15 protein-coding genes are annotated in these 18,153 nt (G+C 69.8%); 4 read left to right on the top strand and 11 right to left on the bottom strand.

Annotation, left to right across the window (positions count from 1 at the left end):
* Positions 1–82: 82 nt before the first annotated feature.
* The 6 genes from VFZ09_RS30940 to VFZ09_RS30915 all read right to left on the bottom strand — a co-directional run bounded on the left by VFZ09_RS30940 (position 83) and on the right by VFZ09_RS30915 (position 7,523).
* Entirely contained in the window at positions 83–2,014 is a 1,932-nt protein-coding gene (locus tag VFZ09_RS30940) for an SAVED domain-containing protein (RefSeq protein ID WP_329731306.1), read from the bottom strand.
* Positions 2,015–2,039: 25 nt separating this feature from the next.
* On the bottom strand, positions 2,040–2,921 hold the full coding sequence (locus tag VFZ09_RS30935; RefSeq protein WP_329731305.1) for a nucleotidyltransferase: 882 nt from the start codon (positions 2,919–2,921) through the stop codon (positions 2,040–2,042).
* Positions 2,922–3,055: 134 nt separating this feature from the next.
* Positions 3,056–4,894 (bottom strand): ATP-binding protein, encoded by a 1,839-nt coding sequence (locus tag VFZ09_RS30930; RefSeq protein ID WP_329731304.1) that lies wholly within the window; start codon positions 4,892–4,894, stop codon positions 3,056–3,058.
* Positions 4,895–5,373: 479 nt separating this feature from the next.
* Positions 5,374–5,847, bottom strand: coding sequence for an acyl-CoA thioesterase (locus tag VFZ09_RS30925; RefSeq protein WP_329731326.1), 474 nt, complete (start codon positions 5,845–5,847; stop codon positions 5,374–5,376).
* A 64-nt stretch (positions 5,848–5,911) separates the two neighbouring features.
* Positions 5,912–6,688 (bottom strand): deoxynucleoside kinase, encoded by a 777-nt coding sequence (locus VFZ09_RS30920; RefSeq protein ID WP_329731303.1) that lies wholly within the window; start codon positions 6,686–6,688, stop codon positions 5,912–5,914.
* Positions 6,689–6,701: 13 nt separating this feature from the next.
* Complete coding sequence (locus VFZ09_RS30915; RefSeq protein WP_329731302.1) at positions 6,702–7,523, bottom strand: glycerophosphodiester phosphodiesterase; 822 nt, start codon at positions 7,521–7,523, stop codon at positions 6,702–6,704.
* A 132-nt stretch (positions 7,524–7,655) separates the two neighbouring features.
* On the opposite strand from VFZ09_RS30915, the gene VFZ09_RS30910 reads away from it, so the two are divergent.
* The 3 genes from VFZ09_RS30910 (at position 7,656) to VFZ09_RS30900 (ending at position 12,106) form a co-directional block, all read left to right on the top strand.
* Positions 7,656–8,720: a hypothetical protein gene (locus VFZ09_RS30910; RefSeq protein WP_329731301.1), complete on the top strand. Its 1,065-nt coding sequence runs from the start codon at positions 7,656–7,658 to the stop codon at positions 8,718–8,720.
* A gap of 61 nt (positions 8,721–8,781) precedes the next feature.
* A complete protein-coding gene (locus VFZ09_RS30905) occupies positions 8,782–11,145 on the top strand; it encodes a serine/threonine-protein kinase (protein WP_414640767.1) in 2,364 nt (787 codons plus the stop codon).
* 157 nt (positions 11,146–11,302) lie between these two features.
* Entirely contained in the window at positions 11,303–12,106 is an 804-nt protein-coding gene (locus VFZ09_RS30900) for a hypothetical protein (protein ID WP_329731299.1), read from the top strand.
* Positions 12,107–12,136: 30 nt separating this feature from the next.
* On the opposite strand, the gene VFZ09_RS30895 is transcribed toward VFZ09_RS30900, so the two are convergent.
* A complete protein-coding gene (locus VFZ09_RS30895; protein WP_329731298.1) occupies positions 12,137–13,384 on the bottom strand; it encodes a hypothetical protein in 1,248 nt (415 codons plus the stop codon).
* A 99-nt stretch (positions 13,385–13,483) separates the two neighbouring features.
* Complete coding sequence (locus tag VFZ09_RS30890; protein WP_329731297.1) at positions 13,484–15,046, bottom strand: hypothetical protein; 1,563 nt, start codon at positions 15,044–15,046, stop codon at positions 13,484–13,486.
* Positions 15,047–15,232: 186 nt separating this feature from the next.
* Between VFZ09_RS30890 and VFZ09_RS30885 the strand changes: the two genes are divergently transcribed.
* A complete protein-coding gene (locus VFZ09_RS30885; RefSeq protein WP_329731296.1) occupies positions 15,233–15,592 on the top strand; it encodes a metallothionein in 360 nt (119 codons plus the stop codon).
* Here VFZ09_RS30885 and VFZ09_RS30880 read toward each other — a convergent pair.
* The 3 genes from VFZ09_RS30880 to nadA form a co-directional block, all read right to left on the bottom strand.
* Positions 15,585–16,385 carry a class I SAM-dependent methyltransferase gene (locus VFZ09_RS30880; RefSeq protein WP_329731295.1) on the bottom strand — a complete coding sequence of 267 codons (801 nt, stop codon included), beginning with the start codon at positions 16,383–16,385 and terminating at the stop codon, positions 15,585–15,587. The two genes, VFZ09_RS30885 and VFZ09_RS30880, sit on opposite strands and share 8 nt — an antisense overlap.
* A 23-nt stretch (positions 16,386–16,408) precedes the next feature.
* The gene (locus tag VFZ09_RS30875) at positions 16,409–16,990 is read right to left on the bottom strand and encodes a hypothetical protein (protein ID WP_329731294.1); all 582 of its coding nucleotides are present in this window, start codon (positions 16,988–16,990) and stop codon (positions 16,409–16,411) included.
* Between the two features lie 101 nt (positions 16,991–17,091).
* Positions 17,092–18,024 carry a quinolinate synthase NadA gene (gene nadA / locus VFZ09_RS30870; protein ID WP_329731293.1) on the bottom strand — a complete coding sequence of 311 codons (933 nt, stop codon included), beginning with the start codon at positions 18,022–18,024 and terminating at the stop codon, positions 17,092–17,094.
* Positions 18,025–18,153: the final 129 nt, after the last annotated feature.

Below are 18,153 nucleotides of genomic sequence, written 5' to 3'. Positions count from 1 at the left end.
ACCGCGTCTCTGGTCCGTCCCCATGCGGGATACGGAGGGCACGCCGGATATTACGTCCCATTCCGTGGGTGGCTGGTCGGAGTCATGAGCGGCGCCCGGGCTTGCGGGTGACGCCCCCGGTCCAGGGGACTTCCACGTAGCCCTCGGACTTGCGGAAGTTGAAGAGCTTGACGGTCGGCTGGGACTTCGGGTTGTAGGCCCTGCCCAGTGCCGCCGCCAGACTGGCCGGGCACGCCATCGCGAGCCACACCTCGCTGGCATCGCGCCATTCCGCGTGGATGCGGTCCAGGTATGCGCGGAACTCGTCCACGGCGCGAGCCGTGTCCATCGGTCCCCGCACCACGGTGGGAGAGGTGCCTCGAGCCGCTACCAGGCGCACCAACGCGGGAGGGTTTTCGGTTCCCAGCCATTTCGCCAACTCCTCGGGGTGGATGGACAGGTTCACCTCGATGGTCATGGCCAGACGTCCCCTTGCAACGCTGTAAGCCTTGGAATCCGGCCAGGCCTCCTCCCGGAAGAATCTCTCCTCGGAGGATGGCTTCTGCATGGAGTCGTAGCCGCAGGTCCACCTGCCCGTACGTCCTCGTTCCTCCTGGTACACGCGAAGCTTCCACCGGCTCAGTCTCCATCCCAGGTGGAACATGAGGGGCAACGGGGCGCGCCCGAAGAGGTGCACCATCGATACGTCTGTCCCGAGCCTGTTCACGAGTTGATCGGCCTGCTTGAGTGCACGTCGCCAATCCCTGGTGGTGTTGGGAAGGTCATCCGCCACCCTTCCGAAGGGTTGCAGCGCGACGATGTCCGGGTCCCCACCGGCGCGTCCTTCCAGGGCTTCGACCATGGAGGCTGGTGCCACGTTGAAGTTCACTTCGTAGGCCACCGCGAGTTCCTCCGGGAGTTCGGGGATTGGAGCGTCCGGGGAAAAGACGATTCGCTGCCCTCTCGTACGGGCTTCCACAGGCGGAGACGGTGCGAAGAACTGGAGCGACGCCCAGTCGAGTGATGAGGCACTCAGCGCCTCATGGGCTTTCTGGAAGGCCACATCGATAGGGAACTTCCGCTGGCAGAGTGCTTCGTAGAGTGCCTCAGTCATCTGAATGGAGCCATTCACCGTCAAGGGCATCTGCGAGGCAATGACTGCTGGGATTCCGAGACGGTGGAGGTCATGGGCTACCCCTCCGAACATGCTTCCCACCTGACCGGGGTTACTTCCGTGACATGCGCTCAGTACGACCGCCTGCAAGTCGCCCTGATAAGGGCCGAGCACGTCACGAAGTCTGTCTCCATCCACGAGCATGGGCCTCCGCGGATGGTTGGGATCCGTCCATATGAGTCCGAAAGTCCCTCCGGGAATCGGACCTCCGTGACACAGGATGTGGAGGATGCGAAACGGCCTACCCTCCTGGCGAGCCTTTTCCAGCTTGTCGCGAAGGGAGTCCAGATTCAGGTTCGCGAGTTCGTCCTGCTCACAATCGAAGTCCGGGCACGCCTTCTGGAGGGCCGCGAGGTGGCGTTCCTCCGAGACGTAATCTCCCGCGTCGGACCAGGCGAATAGAACCCGGCCATGGCTAGGTGAGGCCAGAGATGCCCGAAGGTCATGAGCCCATTCGAATTGCAGTGGATGCGGCTTGATGTTGCCGAGGCTTCGGCCATTGTGGAGTGCGGTCAGCGACCAGGGGAGACTGAACAGTTCTCCCGCGCTGAAGCGGAAGCGCAATCGAAGGGACGCTTTCTTTGCCTCGGCCTTGAGCAAGGCCTTTTCGTAGGACGACCAGCCGTCCAGTTCTTTCAGCACGTCCACGAGGAATCCGCGCAGCAGGTCACCCATCCGCTTCCGCGCACCTGGCGTTGGAGTTGCTTGCAGGAACTCCGCACGCAGCTTCTCCACCTCGTCCCAGCGGAGCACGGCCACTCCCGGCTTCCCTTGCTCGCCGCGCGTGGAGTACTGCTGTGGCCTTCCGTCGAACGCATAAGGCTTATTGGGGCTCTCGACGCGGCCCAACTCGATGGTCAATATGCGCGGTCCAGGCATGGGCTTCCTACCGTACCGGGAAGTCCGGACCGAGCAGCTCCCGCCAGATCTCGTTCGCTCCGAGTATGTCGCCCACCCGCTCCAGTTCCAGCGCCCGGGCTGCCCTGCGGGCAGCTCCCGACAGCCGTTGTTGCCCTTGCACGAGGTTGGTCTGGCCCACCCCGGAATTGACGGGAGGCCCGAGCCCGGCCGGCTCCGGCCACTGCTCCATGATGCGCTCGCTCATGAACTGGAACAGGTGGGCCATGCCCTGTGCGTAGATGGACAGGCGGGGATCCGGGTGGAACGAGTCGATGCCCTTGTAGGCCATCACCTCCAGAAGGAACGACGGCACGGGCTTGCCCTGGAGTTGTCTCCAGCGCTTGATGGCCTTGATGAGCGGCTTGAGCCGCTGACTGGCTTTGGCGTTCGCGGCGTCACAGGCATCGATGTGCTTGCGCGGATTGCTTTGGATCCAGTCGTCCTTGCGCACGTCGGGAATCCAGTAGGTGCCCGGCCGCCGTGGATCCTCCAGTGCGGGGACGACATCGAAGCCAATGCCCGTCCCGTTGAACTCGATGTTGACCGAGCGGTTCTGCAATCTCGCCTGCTTACCGCGGAACTCCTCCTCCAGCGCCTCCTTCACGCGATTCAGGAACTCCTCGGGGCCGACGGTCTTTCCAGTGCCGCTCGTGTTCGCCGTGAAGATGAGGAAGAGGTCGATGTCGTGCAGCGGCCGGATGGCCGTCTTCCGTCCGTAGGAGCCACTGAGGATGGACTCCCGAGGTCCCAGCCGGCGGCGCATCGCCTCGAAGACGTTCCGCTCTTGACGCTTCGCCTCGCGATCCTCTCCCTCATGGAGTTCCAGGCCCTGCATGAACTTCTCGAACGCCTGCGCCACGGTCAGCATCGTTGGTGTCTCCTCTCCTGGAAGAGATACGGAGGAGACTGCGGGCATTACATGGGTTGGTACGTCGGACCCGTAACCCCTTGCTGTCGCTGACCTGGCTCTTCCGGGTCGGATTCAGACCCACACTTGGTATCTCAGCCGGTCTTGGTATCCCCCTGTTGCGCAACGGCCTGGCGGGGCAGCTCCACGGTGAAGGTGGCGCCCTGGGCTGGAGTGCTCTCGGCCGTCACGTTGCCGCCCATCGCGACGATGATCTGCCGCGTCACGTACAGGCCCAGGCCGAGCCCTCCGTAGTGCCGCTCCGACACGGCGCGCTCGAAGCGATTGAAGATGCGCCCCATGGCCTCGGGCTCGATGCCGATGCCCTCGTCCCGGACCACGAGCCGCGAGCGGTCCTCGCGCTGCTCGACGCGGAGGTGGACGGGCTTGCCGGCTCCGTACTTGATGGCGTTGGACAGCAGGTTCGTCAGCACCTGCTCCAGCCGGAGCCGGTCCCAATGGCCGGACACGGGCCCGTTCGTGTCGAGGATGAGCTCGCACCCGGCGCGTTGCGCCTCGGGTTGGAAGCGGGCCACGACCTCGCGTGTCACCTCCGTGAGGTCCACCTCCTCGAGCAGCAGCTTCAGGCGCCCGGTGGTGATGCGCGACACATCCAGCAGCTCGTTCACCAGGTCCGACAGGCGCTTCACCTGCCGGCGCATCACGTCCACCTCCTTGCCCAGGCGCTGCGCCATGAGGGAGCCCGGCTCGGCCCGGATGCTCCGCTCGAGCCCCTGCAGCCGCAGGCTCAGCGGGGTCAGCGGCGTCTTCAGCTCATGGCTGGCGACGGAGAGGAACTCGTCCCGGAGGCGCACTGCCTCTTGGAGCTCGACCAGGAGGCGCTCGCGCTCGGCCTGCTTGTGCCGGTCCTCGGTGGTATCCCTCAGCTCGATGACGGTCCCCGTCGCCTTGCCCTCCTCGAGGATGGGGCTGGCGGTGAAGGCCACCGGGTAGAAGCTGCCGTCCTTGCGGACGAAGACGTCCTGTCCCCGCTCCTGGGCCCGGGTGGGCAGCGCCCGGTCGATGGGGCACTCCGCCATGGGGTAGGGCGTTCCATCCGGCCGGGTGTGGTGGATGAAGTCATGGAGCGGCTTGCCCCGCAGCTCCTCCAGGGTGAAGCCGGTGATCTGCTCGGCCGCGGGGTTCATGAAGACGCACTGCTGGCGCTCGTCCATCATGAAGAGTCCCAGCGTGGCGTTGTGGGTGATGGCGGCGAGGCGCCGCTCGGTGCGCTCGAGGCTGCGCCGGGCCAGCACCTGCTCGGTCACCTCGAAGCCGAAGACCATCACCCCGTCCGGCTTTCCGTCCGGCCCGGGCATGGGCTGGTAGACGAAGTTGAAGTAGCCGGTGCGCGGATGGGCGGGGTCGCCCACGCTGGCGGGGGCCTCCTTGCCGTAGAGGGGCTCTCCCGTCTGGTACACCCGGTCCAGCAGCTCGTAGAAGCCCTGGCCCTCCAGCTCGGGCTGGGCCTGCCTCACGGTCTTGCCCAGCAGCTCCCGGCCGCCGAGCAGCCGCGCATGGACGGGGTTGCTGAACTCGTAGGTGTGCTCGGGTCCCCGGTGGATGGCGATGATGGCGGGAGCCCTCATGAAGAGGGTGTGGAGCCGTTCGCGCTGGGCCTCGGCCTCGGCCCGGGCGGTCCGCTCGCGCACGTTCAGCCGGGTGATGAGGATGGAGATGGCGAGGAAGACGGCGACCGACAGCAGGTCGGCCGGGCTCACGGAGAACGCGAACCGCGGGGGCAGGAAGAAGTAGTCGGCCAGCAGGGCCGAGAGGACGGCGCTCGAGAGGCCGGGCCCCCATCCCCCTCTCCACCCCGAGAGCATCACCGCGCCGAAGAAGAGGATGAACGGCGTGGCCCGGACATGGGGGTACAGCGCGAACTGGACGAGGAGGGCCGCGGCCGTCACCAGGACGGCGAAGCCATGGTTCATCAGCGAGGAGCTGCTCCACCTGCCGCCACCCTGATGCGAGTCTCCCGTTGTATGCGCGCGTTGCCGCGACTCCAGAGGCACTTCTCCTCCCATCCCAGCGCCATTGCGTAACAGACCGGGGAGTCAACCGCACTGGAGTCGTGGACCGGGGACCGGTTCTGAACAGCTCCCGGGGCACCCCGTTGGGAAAGGAGAACATCCGGGTCGCTCGTCCCCGCGCACTGCCCGCTTCCGGACGTTTCCGGGCAGCGCCACGGAGGGCAAGCGGGCCGCGGGCATGTCAGACCCGGCGGGTATACCGGAGACACCATCGGTCGACAGGCGCATCCCGGGTCGCGGTGTTCGGCGGACCACCGGCGCTCGTGGATTGTTGACCCCTCCGCGTCAGCGGAGCGTAACGGTCGTCCGGCGGGCCCGCGGGCCCCGTGCTTTGGGAGAGGCACGGGGTTCGCGGGAGCTGTTTTTCGTTTCGGGGTGTCTCAGCCCGCGGCGCCGGGCCGGATGACCTTCTGCCAGGCGAGGCTCGTCTGCTTGCGCGCGAGCCGCTCCTTGCGCCGCTCCTCGGCCTCGCGGAAGGCCGCGCGCTCCGCGTCCGTCTCCAGCTGGAGCGGGGGCACCGGAAGCCGCTGCCCGTTGGCCGACACCGCCACGAAGGTGAGCAGGGCGCTGGTGGCCATGTGCTTCTCGCCGGTGAGCGGATTCTCCGCCGTCACCGTCACGCCCACCTCCATCGACGTGCGGAACGCGGCGATGACGCGCGAGTGCAGCGTCACCGTCCAGCCCACCTTGATGGGGGCGTGGAAGTGCAGGTCGTCCATGGAGGCGGTGACCACCACCTGCCGGCAGTGGCGCTGGGCGGCCACGGCGCAGCAGATGTCGATCCACTCCATCACCTTGCCGCCGAACGCGCTGTTCACCGCGTTGGCGTCCGAGGGGAGGATCATCTGCGTCATCACCACTTCGGACTCGCGGGCGCTCTTGGCGGGGAGCTCGGACTGCTCGGACACGGCGGAAACCTCAGGCGAGGAAGGTGGTGACCCGGTCGAGGAACTCCTCGCGTCCCCGGCCGGTGCGGATGTCCTGGTTCGTCACGTCCATCACCAGGCAGTCCACCCCGTACTTGTTCTGCAGCACCATGGGGAAGGTGGCGTAGTACCCGTTGAGCCCGCGCAGGAAGCCCTTTTCGATTCCCTTCTCCTCCTCGCGGCCGCGCTGGCGGATGCGTCCCAGCAGCACGTCCACGGTGGGCACGTCGAAGTAGATGACCTTGTCCGGGTGCACGATGGTGCGCGTGAGCCGCTGGAAGTACTCGAAGTACAGGTCCAGCTCCGCGTTCGTCATGTGCCCCAGGCCGTGCAGGTACTTGGCGAAGATTTCCGGGTCCTCGTACAGCGTGCGGTCCTGCACGCAGCTCTTCTTCACCGAGTGGATGAGCTCGTGGTGCTCGACGCGCCGGATGAGGAACTCCAGCTGCAGGGTGAAGGACCACCGCCCCATGTTGGCGTAGTAGTCCTTGAGGAAGCGGTTGTCGATGACGGGCTCGTCGAAGAGCTCGAAGCCGAAGGTCTGGCTGATGATCTTCGCGGCCGTCGTCTTGCCCGCGCCGATGTTGCCGGCCAGCGCGACGAAGCGCTTGGCGCGCGGCGCACGCACGCGGCGCACCGTGTTGCGCGCCGGAGCCTCGGGAGCGGCGGGAGGCACGGGCGCTGGAGCCTCGGGCGCGGCCTGGGGCAGGACGGTGTTGGGGGCTGTCGCGGCCTTCGGAGCGCGCTTGCGCGGGGGGGAGCGGGGCATACGGGCCATGGGCTTAACGCGGCTTTGGCTGCTCGTCCAAGACTCGGCGCAGAAGGTCCGGTCTGTCCGTCATGATACCTCCGACGCCCTCGGTCACGAGCCCGCGCATCTCCTCCGGGTTATCCACCGTCCACACGTTGCACCACTTGTCGTGCGCGTCCACCGCGCGCAGCAGCGACTCGTCCACCAGACGGACGTCTCCGAAGTACAGGGGCATGTCCAGCACCGTGTAGCGCCGGTCCTCTGGAGGCTGCTCGCCCGCCCGCACCGAGAGCACGAAGGCCGCCAGCGCGTCGCGCGGATAGAAATGGCAGGCGTCCGGCATCACCCGCGCCAGCCGCTCGCCCACCGTGTCCAGCTCGCTGCCGATACAGGCCTGTTCCAGCGCGCCCTCCTCGCGCAGCACCTGGAAGAAGACGTCCTCGATGCCCGGCACGTCCGGCTTCACCTCGATGTTGAAGCGCACGCCCCGGAAGGCGCGCAGCAGCTCGCGCAGCGTGGACAGGTGCACGCCCTGGCCGCGGAAGGGGAAGGTGCGGCCTCCGTCCGGGGTGAAGTGGTAGCCCGCGTCCAGGCGCTTCAGCTCGGCGAGCGTGTGGGCCGCGAGGGGCCCTTCGCCATTGGTGCACCGTCCGAGCGTGTCGTCGTGGAACACCACCAGCTCGCCGTCGCGGGTGAGGTGGACGTCCGTCTCCAGCACCTGCGTGTGGTAGCGCTCCACCGCCATGCGGAAGGCGGGCAGGGTGTTCTCCGGCGCCAGCAGCGAGCCTCCCCGGTGGGAGATGTGCAGGGTGGGGGAGAGGCCACGGAAGTAGGGGTGCCTGGGGTGCGGCATGAGAGGGAGTCTCCGAGCGGGACGCGGTTCCTTGCCGGGGTTCCTGGCCCGCCGCTATAAGGCCGGCAGAAGAGGCCGGAAGCGCGGGAATCCTGGAACTCCCGCATCGGCCCATCCACAGGAGACGCCACCGTGATTCCTCTGCGCAAGACCTTCGGCGCGGCGGCCCTGGTCGTGGCCGCGGCAGTGTTGGTTCCCGGCTGCGGAGAGGGGCCGGGCATGTCCAAGCGGGACGCGGGAGGGCGCCCCGGCTGCACCGGCGTGTGCAGCGAGGATGGGGGTTTGCCTCCGGACGCGGGAGCCTCCACCGATGGCGGCTCCCAGGCCGACGCGGGCACGGGGTCCGCTCCCGTGGTGATGACCCTCTCCGAGGCCCGCGCGCTCCCCCCGGACAGCGGGACGCGGGTGCTGCTCGAGCGCGTCGTCATCCACACGCTCGACCGCGTGGAGCGCCGCGCCGAGGGCACCCAGGAGCAGGTGCGCGCCTGGTTCTGGGTGGTGGACCCGGCGCGTCCCACCCAGGGGCTCTGGGTCCACAAGGACTGGACGGACGTGCCCGCGGGCTTCGTTCCCCAGGTGGGTCAGCGCGTGGACCTCACGGGCCTGGTCCGGGCCGAGTCTGGTTTCGAACAGTTCCATGGCTACCGCACGGGGCTCGCGCAGGTGGGGATCCGCCTCCTCGGCACGCTCGTGGTGCCCGCCGACAACCTCGTGCCCCCGCGCTTCGGCGACGCGGAGGAGGGGCTGGCCCGTCCCAACCCGGAGCTGCTCGGCACGCGGGTGTACGTGCCCGGGCCGCTCGTCGTGACGGACCCCTCGCCCCTGGCCTTCGGCGCCGCCTCCGGCTTCGAGGTCTCGGGCGGAATCCTGGTGAGCACCCGGTTCCTCTCCGAAGCCCCCTCCGCGGACGGGGGCCCGGAGGCGTGCGAGGCCCTGGCCCGCGTCGTCGGCGATGGGGGCACCGGCATCTTCCCCCTGGGCCTCCGGGGTGTGTGGGACACCTACACCTTCGTGCCCTGCGAGGACGCAGGCACGGGAGAGGGCTGCGTCCCGGACCCGGCGGGCGGCCAGATTCCGGGGACTCAGCCACCGGATGGGGGCCTCGGCAACCGGTTCACCCATGTCCTGTATCCCCGCATGTGCGACCGGGACCTGGGGAGTGGGTGGGACGGGGGGAGTGCGGGCTCGGGCAGGTAGCCGAGCGGGCCTCAGGTCTGCTATCCCACATCTGGTTCGCGCCCCACCATGCAGGTGGGGATTGCGGGTAAGCTCGGAAACAAGCTCAGCGTCTCACGCCGATCGACTCCTGGGGGCTCCCATTCCCGAGAACGCGCCACAGACTGCCACCCCCTTTGGCAAGTACCTCCTCATCAAGCGGCTCGCGATGGGGGGAATGGCGGAGCTCTTCCTCGCGCAGGAGGCCCCCAGTCCCGAGTTGTTGGTGATCAAACGGATCCTCCCGTACCTGTCGGAGGAGCCGGAGTTCGTCCAGATGTTCCTGGACGAGGCGCGCATCGCCGCGCAGCTGCACCATCCCAACATCGTCCAGGTCTTCGAGCTGGGGAAGATTGGCGAGAGCATCTTCATCGCCATGGAGTACCTGGAGGGTGTGGACCTCCGGCGGATCCTCGCGGAGGAGGCGAAGTTCACCGCGGCGGTGCCGTACGCGGTGGCCGCGCGCATCTGCGCCCAGGTGGCCGCGGGGCTCGAGTACGCCCACAACTCCAAGGGCGTGGATGGCCGTCCGCTGGGGCTCATCCACCGGGACGTGAGCCCGCAGAACGTGATGGTGACGTACAGCGGCGCGGTGAAGCTGGTGGACTTCGGCATCGCCAAGGCCGAGGCCATCGCCGAGCGCAGCAAGCCGGGCGTCATCAAGGGCAAGTTCCTCTACCTCTCGCCCGAGCAGGTGATGCAGGAGCGGTTGGATCACCGCTCGGACGTCTTCGCGCTGGGGGTGATGCTGTATGAGATCACCACCGGGCGCTCGCCCTTCGCGCGGCCGACGACGGAGGGCATCCTCTACGGCATCCGCTTCGAGAACCCGTCCCCGCCGCACCTCATCCGCGACGACTACCCGGAAGCGCTGTCGCGCATCGTGATGAAGTGCCTCGTGAAGGATCGCAACCTGCGCTACCAGCGGGCGGCGCAGGTGCAGGCGGACCTGGAGGGGCTGCTCGAGTCGGGGCTGATGCGGCAGAGCGACGACGTGGCGGCCTACATCGCGCGGCTGCTCGGGGAGGAGGAGGAGCGCACCATGCTCCACGTCCCCATCCCCAAGCCCGCCGGGCGCAAGGACTCCTCGACGCAGCAGCCCGCGGGCCTCGTGGCGCGCCCCACGCGCCGGCCCAGTGCGCAGAACGTGCCCTCGGCGGTGGAGCCCGACGAGGCCGAGCCCGCCACGGAGATGGCGCGACCGCGGGACATGCTCGCCGCCGCGGCCCTGGGTGACGAGGAGGATGACGAGCCCACCGCCTTGCGCACCGCGCCCGGACGCGCTTCCGCCGTTCCCGGGGCACCGCCGCGCACCGCCACGGGCGAGTCCACGTTGCAGGATCGGCCGGCGCGCACGCCTCCCTCCTCGGCCCGGCGTCCCACGCCCGTGCGCAAGCCCGCCATCTCCGGCTCCGTGGCCGCGTTGGATCGCCGCCGCGCGGCGCCGCCCGTGCCCGACGAGGACGAGGACGAGGGCGCGCAGCAGTCCGTCTCCGTCACGTCCTCCACCGTGAACGAGCGCGGGCCCGCGTACGGGGAGGACGACGAGGACTCCCTGCCCGACTCCCTCACCGACGACGTCTCGCGGACGCATGACTTGCCGGCCCCTCCGGTGCGTCGCGCCGTGGTGGAGGACCAGGACGACGACGAGTCCACCGCCGGCTACGACCACAGCTTCGTCACCCAGTCCGAGTCCTCCCGGCCCGCGCCCGCCCCCGGCAAGTCGCGGGGCCTGCGCCTGGTGGTGGCCGCGCTGGTGACGCTGCTCGTGGTGAGCGCGGGTGGAATCGCGTGGCTGTTCCTGATGGCGCCCCAGCCGCCGCCGGAGCCCGCGCCGCGCAGGCCCGTCACGTCCACCCGCGATGAGGTTCCACCCGAGCCCGAGGGTGACCCCGCCGGTGCCACGGCCGGGACGGGAAGCACTTCGGCCACGGCTGGCTCCGCCGCTTCCGAGCCGGGCACGGGGACGGGCACTGGCTCCGCTACCCCCGAGACGGGCACGGGCACGGGTGCCACCGCGGCCGACCCGGGTGCGACCGGGACCGATACGGGAGCAGGTTCGACCACCCCCGGCACCGAACCGGGGAGCGGGTCTCCGGAGACCTCCGCGCTGGCGGCCGGTGGGACGCCGACCGAGACACCCGCCGAGACACCGACCCCCGCGCCTCCCGCCGAGGTTCGCGTGCAGTTCAAGGCACCCGCACGGACGGTGATGAAGGTGGCCGATCGCACCGTGCGTCCCAACGGGTACCTCCCGCTGCCTCCGGGCTCCGTCGAGGTCACCTACCGGTGCGCGAATCGAGGCCCTTGGAGAATCAAGGAATTCGAGGTTCCCGGGGATTCGGGCAGGCCGGTCGTCTTCAGCCTGAGCAGGCGGGATTGCAGCACCCAGAAGACCCGTCGGTAAGGGTCCTCGGGGGGGACATATGCGGTGGGCTCCCCCTCCGGCGGACAAGTGGGCGAGGGTACGCGGGAGTGGATATAAGCCGTTGGAATTCCAGGGGATTTGCTCTCTTCATCTCGTTTACACGTGTCAGACGGGTCTTTAGAATCCGGCCCTGTCTATGGCGCGCGCGAAGAAGAAGAACCTGGCGAAGAAGCGGAGCTCGCCGGCGGGGCGGATCGCCCGTGAGCAGCAGTCCGTGGCACCCGAGCCCAACCGCCTGCTGAAGGTATGGCGGCGAGTGCTCGAGCGTCGGCTGCGCACCCGGCTGCGGGCTCCGGTGGCGGTGGAGGTCCACGACAACACACACACGATGCTCACGTTCCAGCGGCACCGGGCGTTGTGGCGGCTGCGGCTGCACCACATGTTCCTGGCGGCGCCGGACGAGGTCATCCACGCGCTGGCGGACTACGTGCGCACCGGCGACGCGGAGGCCAGCGTGCTGCTCGACAAGTTCATCGAGCGCAACAAGGTCTACATCCGCCGCGTGTCCCCCGCGCAGATGCGCAAGCGCCTGCGCATGGAGCCGGTGGGGCAGCACCATGACCTGGGCCGCATCTTCGAGCGGCTCAACGAGCGCTACTTCCGGGGCCGCATCGACGCGGCCATTACGTTCGGACCGGCGCCGCGCGTCACCCGGCCGCGCAAGAGCATCAAGATGGGCTCCTACTCGGCGGACTCGCGCGTCATCCGCATCCACCCGGCGTTGGATCAGCCGGTGGTGCCGCGCTACTTCGTGGAGTGGATCGTCTTCCACGAGATGCTGCACCACGTGTACCGGACGCGCCGGGGCGAGGACGGGCGGCGCTGCATCCACCCGCCCGAGTTCCTCGAGCACGAGAAGCGCTTCCACGACTACTCGCGCGCCCAGACCTGGGAGCTGGAGAACCTGGACCTGTTGCTGCGGGCGCGGGTGTCGGCGTGAGCAGGGCCTCCCTGAAGTCTCGGGGGAGGCTCAGGGGAGGATGATGCCGCCGGGGCTGCGCCGCTCCGGCTCGGCTGACGGGGCCCGCTGCTGCTCGGCGGCGCGGGCCCTCGCCCGGACCTCGGCGGGAGTGGTTGCCTCCGGCGCGGCGCGCCGCGCCATGGTGACGAGCAGGGCCTTCTCGAAGAGGCGCTCGGCGTAGCGCGAGGGCGGTTCGGTGACGCCATGCGCGAGCCTGCGGGCCTCGGCGCGGGCCAGTCTGGCCGGTTGCTCCTTGCCGGTGCGCTCGAAGTGGAGCGCCATCTCCCACAGCCGGCTGGCTTGGAGCTGGCGCATGGCCGGGGCGGCGAAGAAGGCATGGGCCTGGGTGTGGGCCGCCTGGATGAGCTCCTCGTTGCGCTGGGCCAGGGTGAGCGCGAGCGGGCTCGCCTCGAGCTCGTCCACCGTGTGGGCCAGCCGCTCCAGCTCGGCCATGGGGGGCAGCCAGCCCCGCATCTCCGGCTCCTCGTGGAGCTTGTGGCCCTCGTAGGCGAGCCGCTCGTCTTCCGGCTCCGGCGGGGGAAGCTCCAGGGGCACGTCCCGCGCCTGCACGCCCAGATGCCGCAGCACCGTGTCGAGCCCCTGGGGAAAGGGCGTGTGTGCGCGCAGGTTGAGCCCCGCGGCGGCGCTGAGTCGCTCCAGGGCCTCGGCATGGGAGAGCTCCACGGCGGCATCGTCTCCGGGGCTGGTCGCCTGCTTCACCACGCGCCGGTAGTCGCCGCGGCTGAGCTCCGTCACCTGCAGGCGCTGCACGCCCTGCTCGTCCGAGTAGAGGAACTGGATGGCCTCGACGCCCCCGCCACGCAGGGGACGGGCGATCTCCAGCACACGCTCACCGGTGCCGTCGATGCTGGTGAGCAGGGCGGGCAGCGGTTCCGGGGCCACCGTCACGGGGCGCGAGGCCTCGGAGGCGGAGGGGCGGTGCGGCTCGGCGATCTCGACGCCCCGGGAGCGCAGCCGGTACAGCGCCTTCCTGGCGGCCTTGGCGAGCCCCTTGTGGCTGGAGGCCGCGAGCGCCTCGGCGAGGGCGGGCTGGCCGGCGAGCACGGAGCCCTCGAGCAGGGCGAGCGCGAGCGGCTCGGGGAGGGCCTCCACGTCGGCGGGTGGGGCGGAGGCGGGCTCGGCCGCGAGCGAGCGGGCACGCTCCAGCGCGTCGGAGGGGAAGCCGGGCACCGGCGTGCCAGCGCGCAGAGCGTCCAGCAGTGGACGCGGATCGGCCAGAGGGCTCTTGGTGGGCATGCACGGACAGGTAAGGCACCGTCCGCGGCGCGGTGAGGTGGGTGGGGGCCGGGCGCGCCGGGTGGCGACCACTGGCCCACACTTGCCCGCCCCGAGCGTTCAGCGGCGGCGCACCAGCCAGCTGTTGCCCGACTCGGCGGCCACGGCGAGCTCCTGGCGGAGCCGCTCGCCGAAGATGCGCGAGGGGTGGACGCCGCGCACGAGGAAGTGATCGTACGCGGGGCCCTGGGTGGCGTAGTCGAAGTCCTGGGGCCGCCACTCGGAGGGGAAGGTGGGCGGGGGCGTGCCCCGGTAGCGCAGGGGGGAGTGGGGGGTGAGGGCGAAGCTGAAGTTGGTGCTGCCGCCGCGCGCGCGGGCCAGCTCGGCGGCGCCGTGGAGGAAGACGGGGTGGCGCACCACGCGCGAGCCGCTGTCGAAGATGAGCCCCATCACCCGGGGCCTGGGCGCGGTGGCCTCCGCGAGCACGTCCCACTCGGAGGCCTCGTGGGAGAAGGCGCGGAAGCCCTGGCCCAGCACGAGCGCCAGCACCAGCGAGCAGGCGGCGCTGGCCCACAGCAGCGGGCGGCGGAGCGCGAGTCGAGTCACGGGGAGGCTCGCCACGGCGAGCACGGCGGCGAGCTGCGCGTAACGGGTGTTCAGGTAGTAGATGTAGCCGCGGATGTCGAAGGGCAGCAGGAAGTAGAAGCCGAGCGCGAGCAGCACGAGCCCCGGCAGGCGCCAGCGGGCCACGGGGCCCTCGCCGCTGGAGTCCCCGCGCACCACGCCGAGCACGAGGGCGCACGCGGCCACGAGGCCCACGGCGTACAGCGGCAGACGATCCGAGCCATCGCGGAGGAGGTTGGCGAGCACCTCGAGGAGCTCGGCGCGGTTCTGCGCGAAGCTCTTCCAGGCGAGGTTCCGCGGCGACAGCATGGGGCCCCAGGCCTTCCAGGGCGCGCCTGTCTCCACCTCGGAGGGCTGGCCCAGGCGCAGCACCACCCACGAGAGGAAGAGGACGACGCCGGGCGTCACGCCGAGGAGCGCGGCGACGCGGGGCCGCAGCCGGGCCTGGAAACCGCGGGCATGGGCGTCCTCGGGGACGGGCGTGGTGAGCAGCAGCCAGGGCAGGGCGAGCCCGAGGAAGGCGAAGGCCTGCACGTGGAAGAGGAGGACGGCGACGAGGCTCGCGGCGAGCCCGAAGGCCCAGAGGGGGCGCTGGCCCGCGCGGGAGAGGGCGCGGATGAAGAGGCCGCAGCACAGGAGCGCCAAGGGCAGCGCGGCGAGGTAGTTGATGAAGCCCCAGCCGAAGCTGTCGCCATAGGCGAGCGGCAGGGCGAGCAGCGAGGGCCACGTGGGGCGTCCGAGTCCACGCAGCAGGAAGGCGAGGGACAGGGGCAGGCCCACCACGTAGGCGGAGAGGAAGAGGCGGTTGGCCAGGTCGAGCGGGAGCAGCCAGTTGAGGAGGCTGACGGCGTAGTAGTAGCCGAGGTAGGGCGTGAGCTCGTGGCGCGCGGCGAAGAGCTGGGGGTAGAGGGTGGTGGGATCGTCCAGCCGGTGGAGGACGGAGATGAGGTGGAGGTGCTGGGGCAGGTCCACCATGGGCAGGTGCGAGGACACCCACAAGGGCAGGGCGCCCAGCACGAGGGCGGCGGCGGAGACGAGGCGATCGATTCGCGCGGACACGGGTGGGCCGGACTGTACGTGGCGCCTCCGCGTGTCGCGAGCGCCGCGAGCGGCGCGAGGTGCCTGCTCGCGGGGCGGCCCTGCGGGAGACGGGTGTACGGAGCGGGCCGCCGGGTTTGGACAGGGGGAAACCGGTGGGATATAGCCTGGAGGGATTCGGGTCTGTCACCCGGGAGGACCGTGGAGATGAAGCACATCGGGATGACGCTGGCGGCGGCGGCGGTGGGCGGCGTACTGCTCACGGCGGGGCAGGCAGGGGCGTGCGAGGCTCACCGCGCCAAGGCCGAGTCCGTGCCCGCGCCGGTGGAGCCCGGCAAGCAGGACACGGCGAAGCAGGACACCGCGAAGAAGGACACGGCGAACGAGCTGCACGCGGCCAAGTGCCGGTGCTCGAGCGCGGCGGACTGCACGTGCAAGAAGGGCTCGTGCGAGTGCCCCAAGTGCAAGAAGCCGCGTCAGGACGTGGTGCCGGCGCTGGAGGCCGAGGGCACCCCGCAGGAGGTGCGGAAGGTGCGCCTGGACGCCTCGGCGGGCGTCTTCATCTGACCGGCTTCTCGGCCTTCACCACGAGCAGGGGAGGCAGCCGGAGCCGGGCGAAGCCCACCAGTCCCACGGCGGACAGGGCATCGCGGAGCTCCTCCTCCTCGCGAGGGTGGAGTCCGGCGCGGCGCTGCACGAAGGCGGAGGCCCTGCCCGGTGGCAACCAGGTGCTGGCCACGAAGCGGCCGCCCGGACGCAGCACGCGCGCCACCTCCAGCAGCAACCGGCCCACGTCGGAGATGAAGTGCAGCGAGTGGGCCAGCAGCACCGCTCCCAGCGCGTCATCCTGGAAGGGCAGGTAGGGCGCCTCGGCCCGGAGGAAGTCCACGTGGATGCCGGCCTCGCGCCCCTGGGCCACGGCCTCCTCGAGCATCGCCCGGGACAGATCCATCCCCACCACGGCGGGCAGGTCCGGCTCGCGCGCCAGGCGCCGGGCGAAGAGTCCGGTGCCGGTGCCCAGGTCCAGCACGGGCGCCTCCGGCCGGCCCAGCAGCGAGCGGTACAGGAGGTACTCGCTGTCCCTGTCCAGGGGCGGCGCCGCGAGGGCGCGCTGCAGGGCGGGGCGCACGTAGCGCTCGTAGGAGCGGGCGATGAGCCGCTGCTCCATGCCGCGCTGGGCCAGGGCCGAGGTCCCCGGTTGGTGCGCCAGGTCCGCCACGCCCTCGGTCACCGGGAAGCTCGCATGGCACTCGGCACAGTGCAGCGGCCCGAAGACGAGCTGGGGAGTGTCCTGGTCCGGCATCAGCTGGCCGCGCCGGCACCGGGGGCAGCGCAGCAGCTGGAAGATGGCGCGATGCATGAACGTCGCAACCTGGCCGATGCTCAGCCGCTGATCTCCTCCGTGGACACGAGGATGGGCCAGCCGCGGGCCATGGCCTCGCGGAAGAAGCCGGCCAGCTCGTGCCGGGCGCTGTTCACCGCGCCGAGGAACGGATCGATGAGGGACTCCTCGCCCAGGCTGCGCCCGGGGTTGAGCTCCACCGGATGGCCGCAGCGCTCGCAGCGGATGGAGACGGAGCGCGCCAGCGCCACGGGCACGGCATAGCGGGCGCTGCACTCGGTGCACTTCCAGACGAGTGCCCGCTCTCCCGCGTCGCGCCGGGCCAGTGACTCCAGCTCATCCGCCAGCCGCAACAGCGCGGGCAGATCCTGCGGAGGCTGGGCGAACACGGCGGACGGCCCGAAGCCCGAGCCGGGGCTGCCCAGGTTGGGCGGCTTGTCCCCCTTGAGCAGGGCGCGCAGGCGGTCCTTCGCCTTCACGTCCCGGAACTCGGCGCTCGCGAACGCTCGCTCCACCGCCTCGTGCAGCGGCGGAAGATCCGGCTCGAGCCTCTCGTCGGAGGGCAGCGACTGGGGATGCGCCACCACGCGGTGGCCAGGGATGGCGACGAATCGGAAACCCACGGTGCTCCAGATCGCACCGCGCCGCGTCCCGTGCAAGGCACGAATACGGTGCGATGCTGAAATTGCCACGCCCGCGACAGACGGCGCGGCGCGTCAAACCCTCACTGTGACCATTCGAGCATCCGCTGCAGCGGTGCCAGGGCCGCCGCCTGCAGGTCCGTGGGCAGCGTCAGCTCCGGCGTCTTGTCCTTCATGCACCGGTACAGCTTCTCCATCGTGTTCAGCCGCATGTACGGACATTCGTTGCAGGAACAACCATTGTCCGGCGGCGCGGGGATGAAGGTCTTGTCCGGGGCGCCGCGCTTCATCTGGTGGAGGATTCCGGCCTCGGTCACCACGATGAACTCGCGCTTGGGGCTCTTGAGGACGTAATCCAGCAGGCCCTTGGTCGAGCCGATGTAGTCGGCGTGCCGCAGCACGGCCTCCTCGCACTCCGGGTGCGCCACCACCTCGGCCTCCGGGTGTTGGACCTTGAGCTGCACCAGCCGCTTCTCGCTGAAGATTTCATGGACGATGCAGCTGCCCGGCCACAGGACCATGTCCCGGCCGGTCTGCTTCATCACATAGCGGCCCAGGTGCTGGTCCGGGGCGAAGAGGATGCGCCGGTCCTTGGGGATCTGGTTGACGATCTTCACCGCGTTGGAGGACGTACAGATGACGTCGCTCATGGCCTTCACGGCGGCGGAGCTGTTGACGTAGCTCACCACGAAGTGGTCCGGGTGCTTCTCCTTGAAGGCCCGGAAGGCCGCCGGGGGGCAGCGGTCGGAGAGCGAGCAGCCGGCCTTCAGGTCCGGCAGCAGCACCAGCTTTCCCGGATTGAGGATCTTCGCCGTCTCGGCCATGAAGTGGACGCCGCAGAAGACGATGACGTCCGCCTTCGTCTTCGCCGCCGCCTGGGCCAGCGCCAGGCTGTCCCCGACGAAATCCGCCACATCCTGGATCTCGCTCTCCTGGTAGTAGTGCGCGAGGATGACGGCGTTGAGTTTCCGCTTCAGTTCCTGGATTTCCCGCTCGTAGTCCACTTCGGCGCCCATCGCGTCTCCTTCCGGTTCATTTAACCGGCGGTCCGGATGGGGGCCAAGGACGAATACCCCGGGAATGGCCCCTGGCGGCTCCGGTGACGTCCGGCCGGGGGAGCGCCCTCCTGTCCCACAGGCCGAGGC

The sequence above is a fragment of the Archangium sp. genome (assembly GCF_036277355.1).
Taxonomy (GTDB): Bacteria; Myxococcota; Myxococcia; order Myxococcales; family Myxococcaceae; genus Archangium.
The sequence above is the reverse complement of the archived record's forward strand: the minus strand, read 5'-3'. Positions and strand labels throughout refer to the sequence as shown.

What these genes read in the sequence shown, in the direction of transcription:
- VFZ09_RS30935 (WP_329731305.1), bottom strand. Translation starts at nt 2,921, where the DNA reads ATGCTGACCGTGGCGCAGGCGTTCGAGAAGTTCATGCAGGGCCTGGAA.
- VFZ09_RS30930 (WP_329731304.1), bottom strand. Translation starts at nt 4,894, where the DNA reads ATGAACCATGGCTTCGCCGTCCTGGTGACGGCCGCGGCCCTCCTCGTC.
- VFZ09_RS30925 (WP_329731326.1), bottom strand. Translation starts at nt 5,847, where the DNA reads ATGACGCAGATGATCCTCCCCTCGGACGCCAACGCGGTGAACAGCGCG.
- VFZ09_RS30920 (WP_329731303.1), bottom strand. Translation starts at nt 6,688, where the DNA reads ATGCCCCGCTCCCCCCCGCGCAAGCGCGCTCCGAAGGCCGCGACAGCC.
- VFZ09_RS30915 (WP_329731302.1), bottom strand. Translation starts at nt 7,523, where the DNA reads ATGCCGCACCCCAGGCACCCCTACTTCCGTGGCCTCTCCCCCACCCTG.
- VFZ09_RS30900 (WP_329731299.1), top strand. Translation starts at nt 11,303, where the DNA reads ATGGCGCGCGCGAAGAAGAAGAACCTGGCGAAGAAGCGGAGCTCGCCG.
- VFZ09_RS30895 (WP_329731298.1), bottom strand. Translation starts at nt 13,384, where the DNA reads ATGCCCACCAAGAGCCCTCTGGCCGATCCGCGTCCACTGCTGGACGCT.
- VFZ09_RS30885 (WP_329731296.1), top strand. Translation starts at nt 15,233, where the DNA reads ATGAAGCACATCGGGATGACGCTGGCGGCGGCGGCGGTGGGCGGCGTA.
- VFZ09_RS30880 (WP_329731295.1), bottom strand. Translation starts at nt 16,385, where the DNA reads ATGCATCGCGCCATCTTCCAGCTGCTGCGCTGCCCCCGGTGCCGGCGC.
- nadA (WP_329731293.1), bottom strand. Translation starts at nt 18,024, where the DNA reads ATGGGCGCCGAAGTGGACTACGAGCGGGAAATCCAGGAACTGAAGCGG.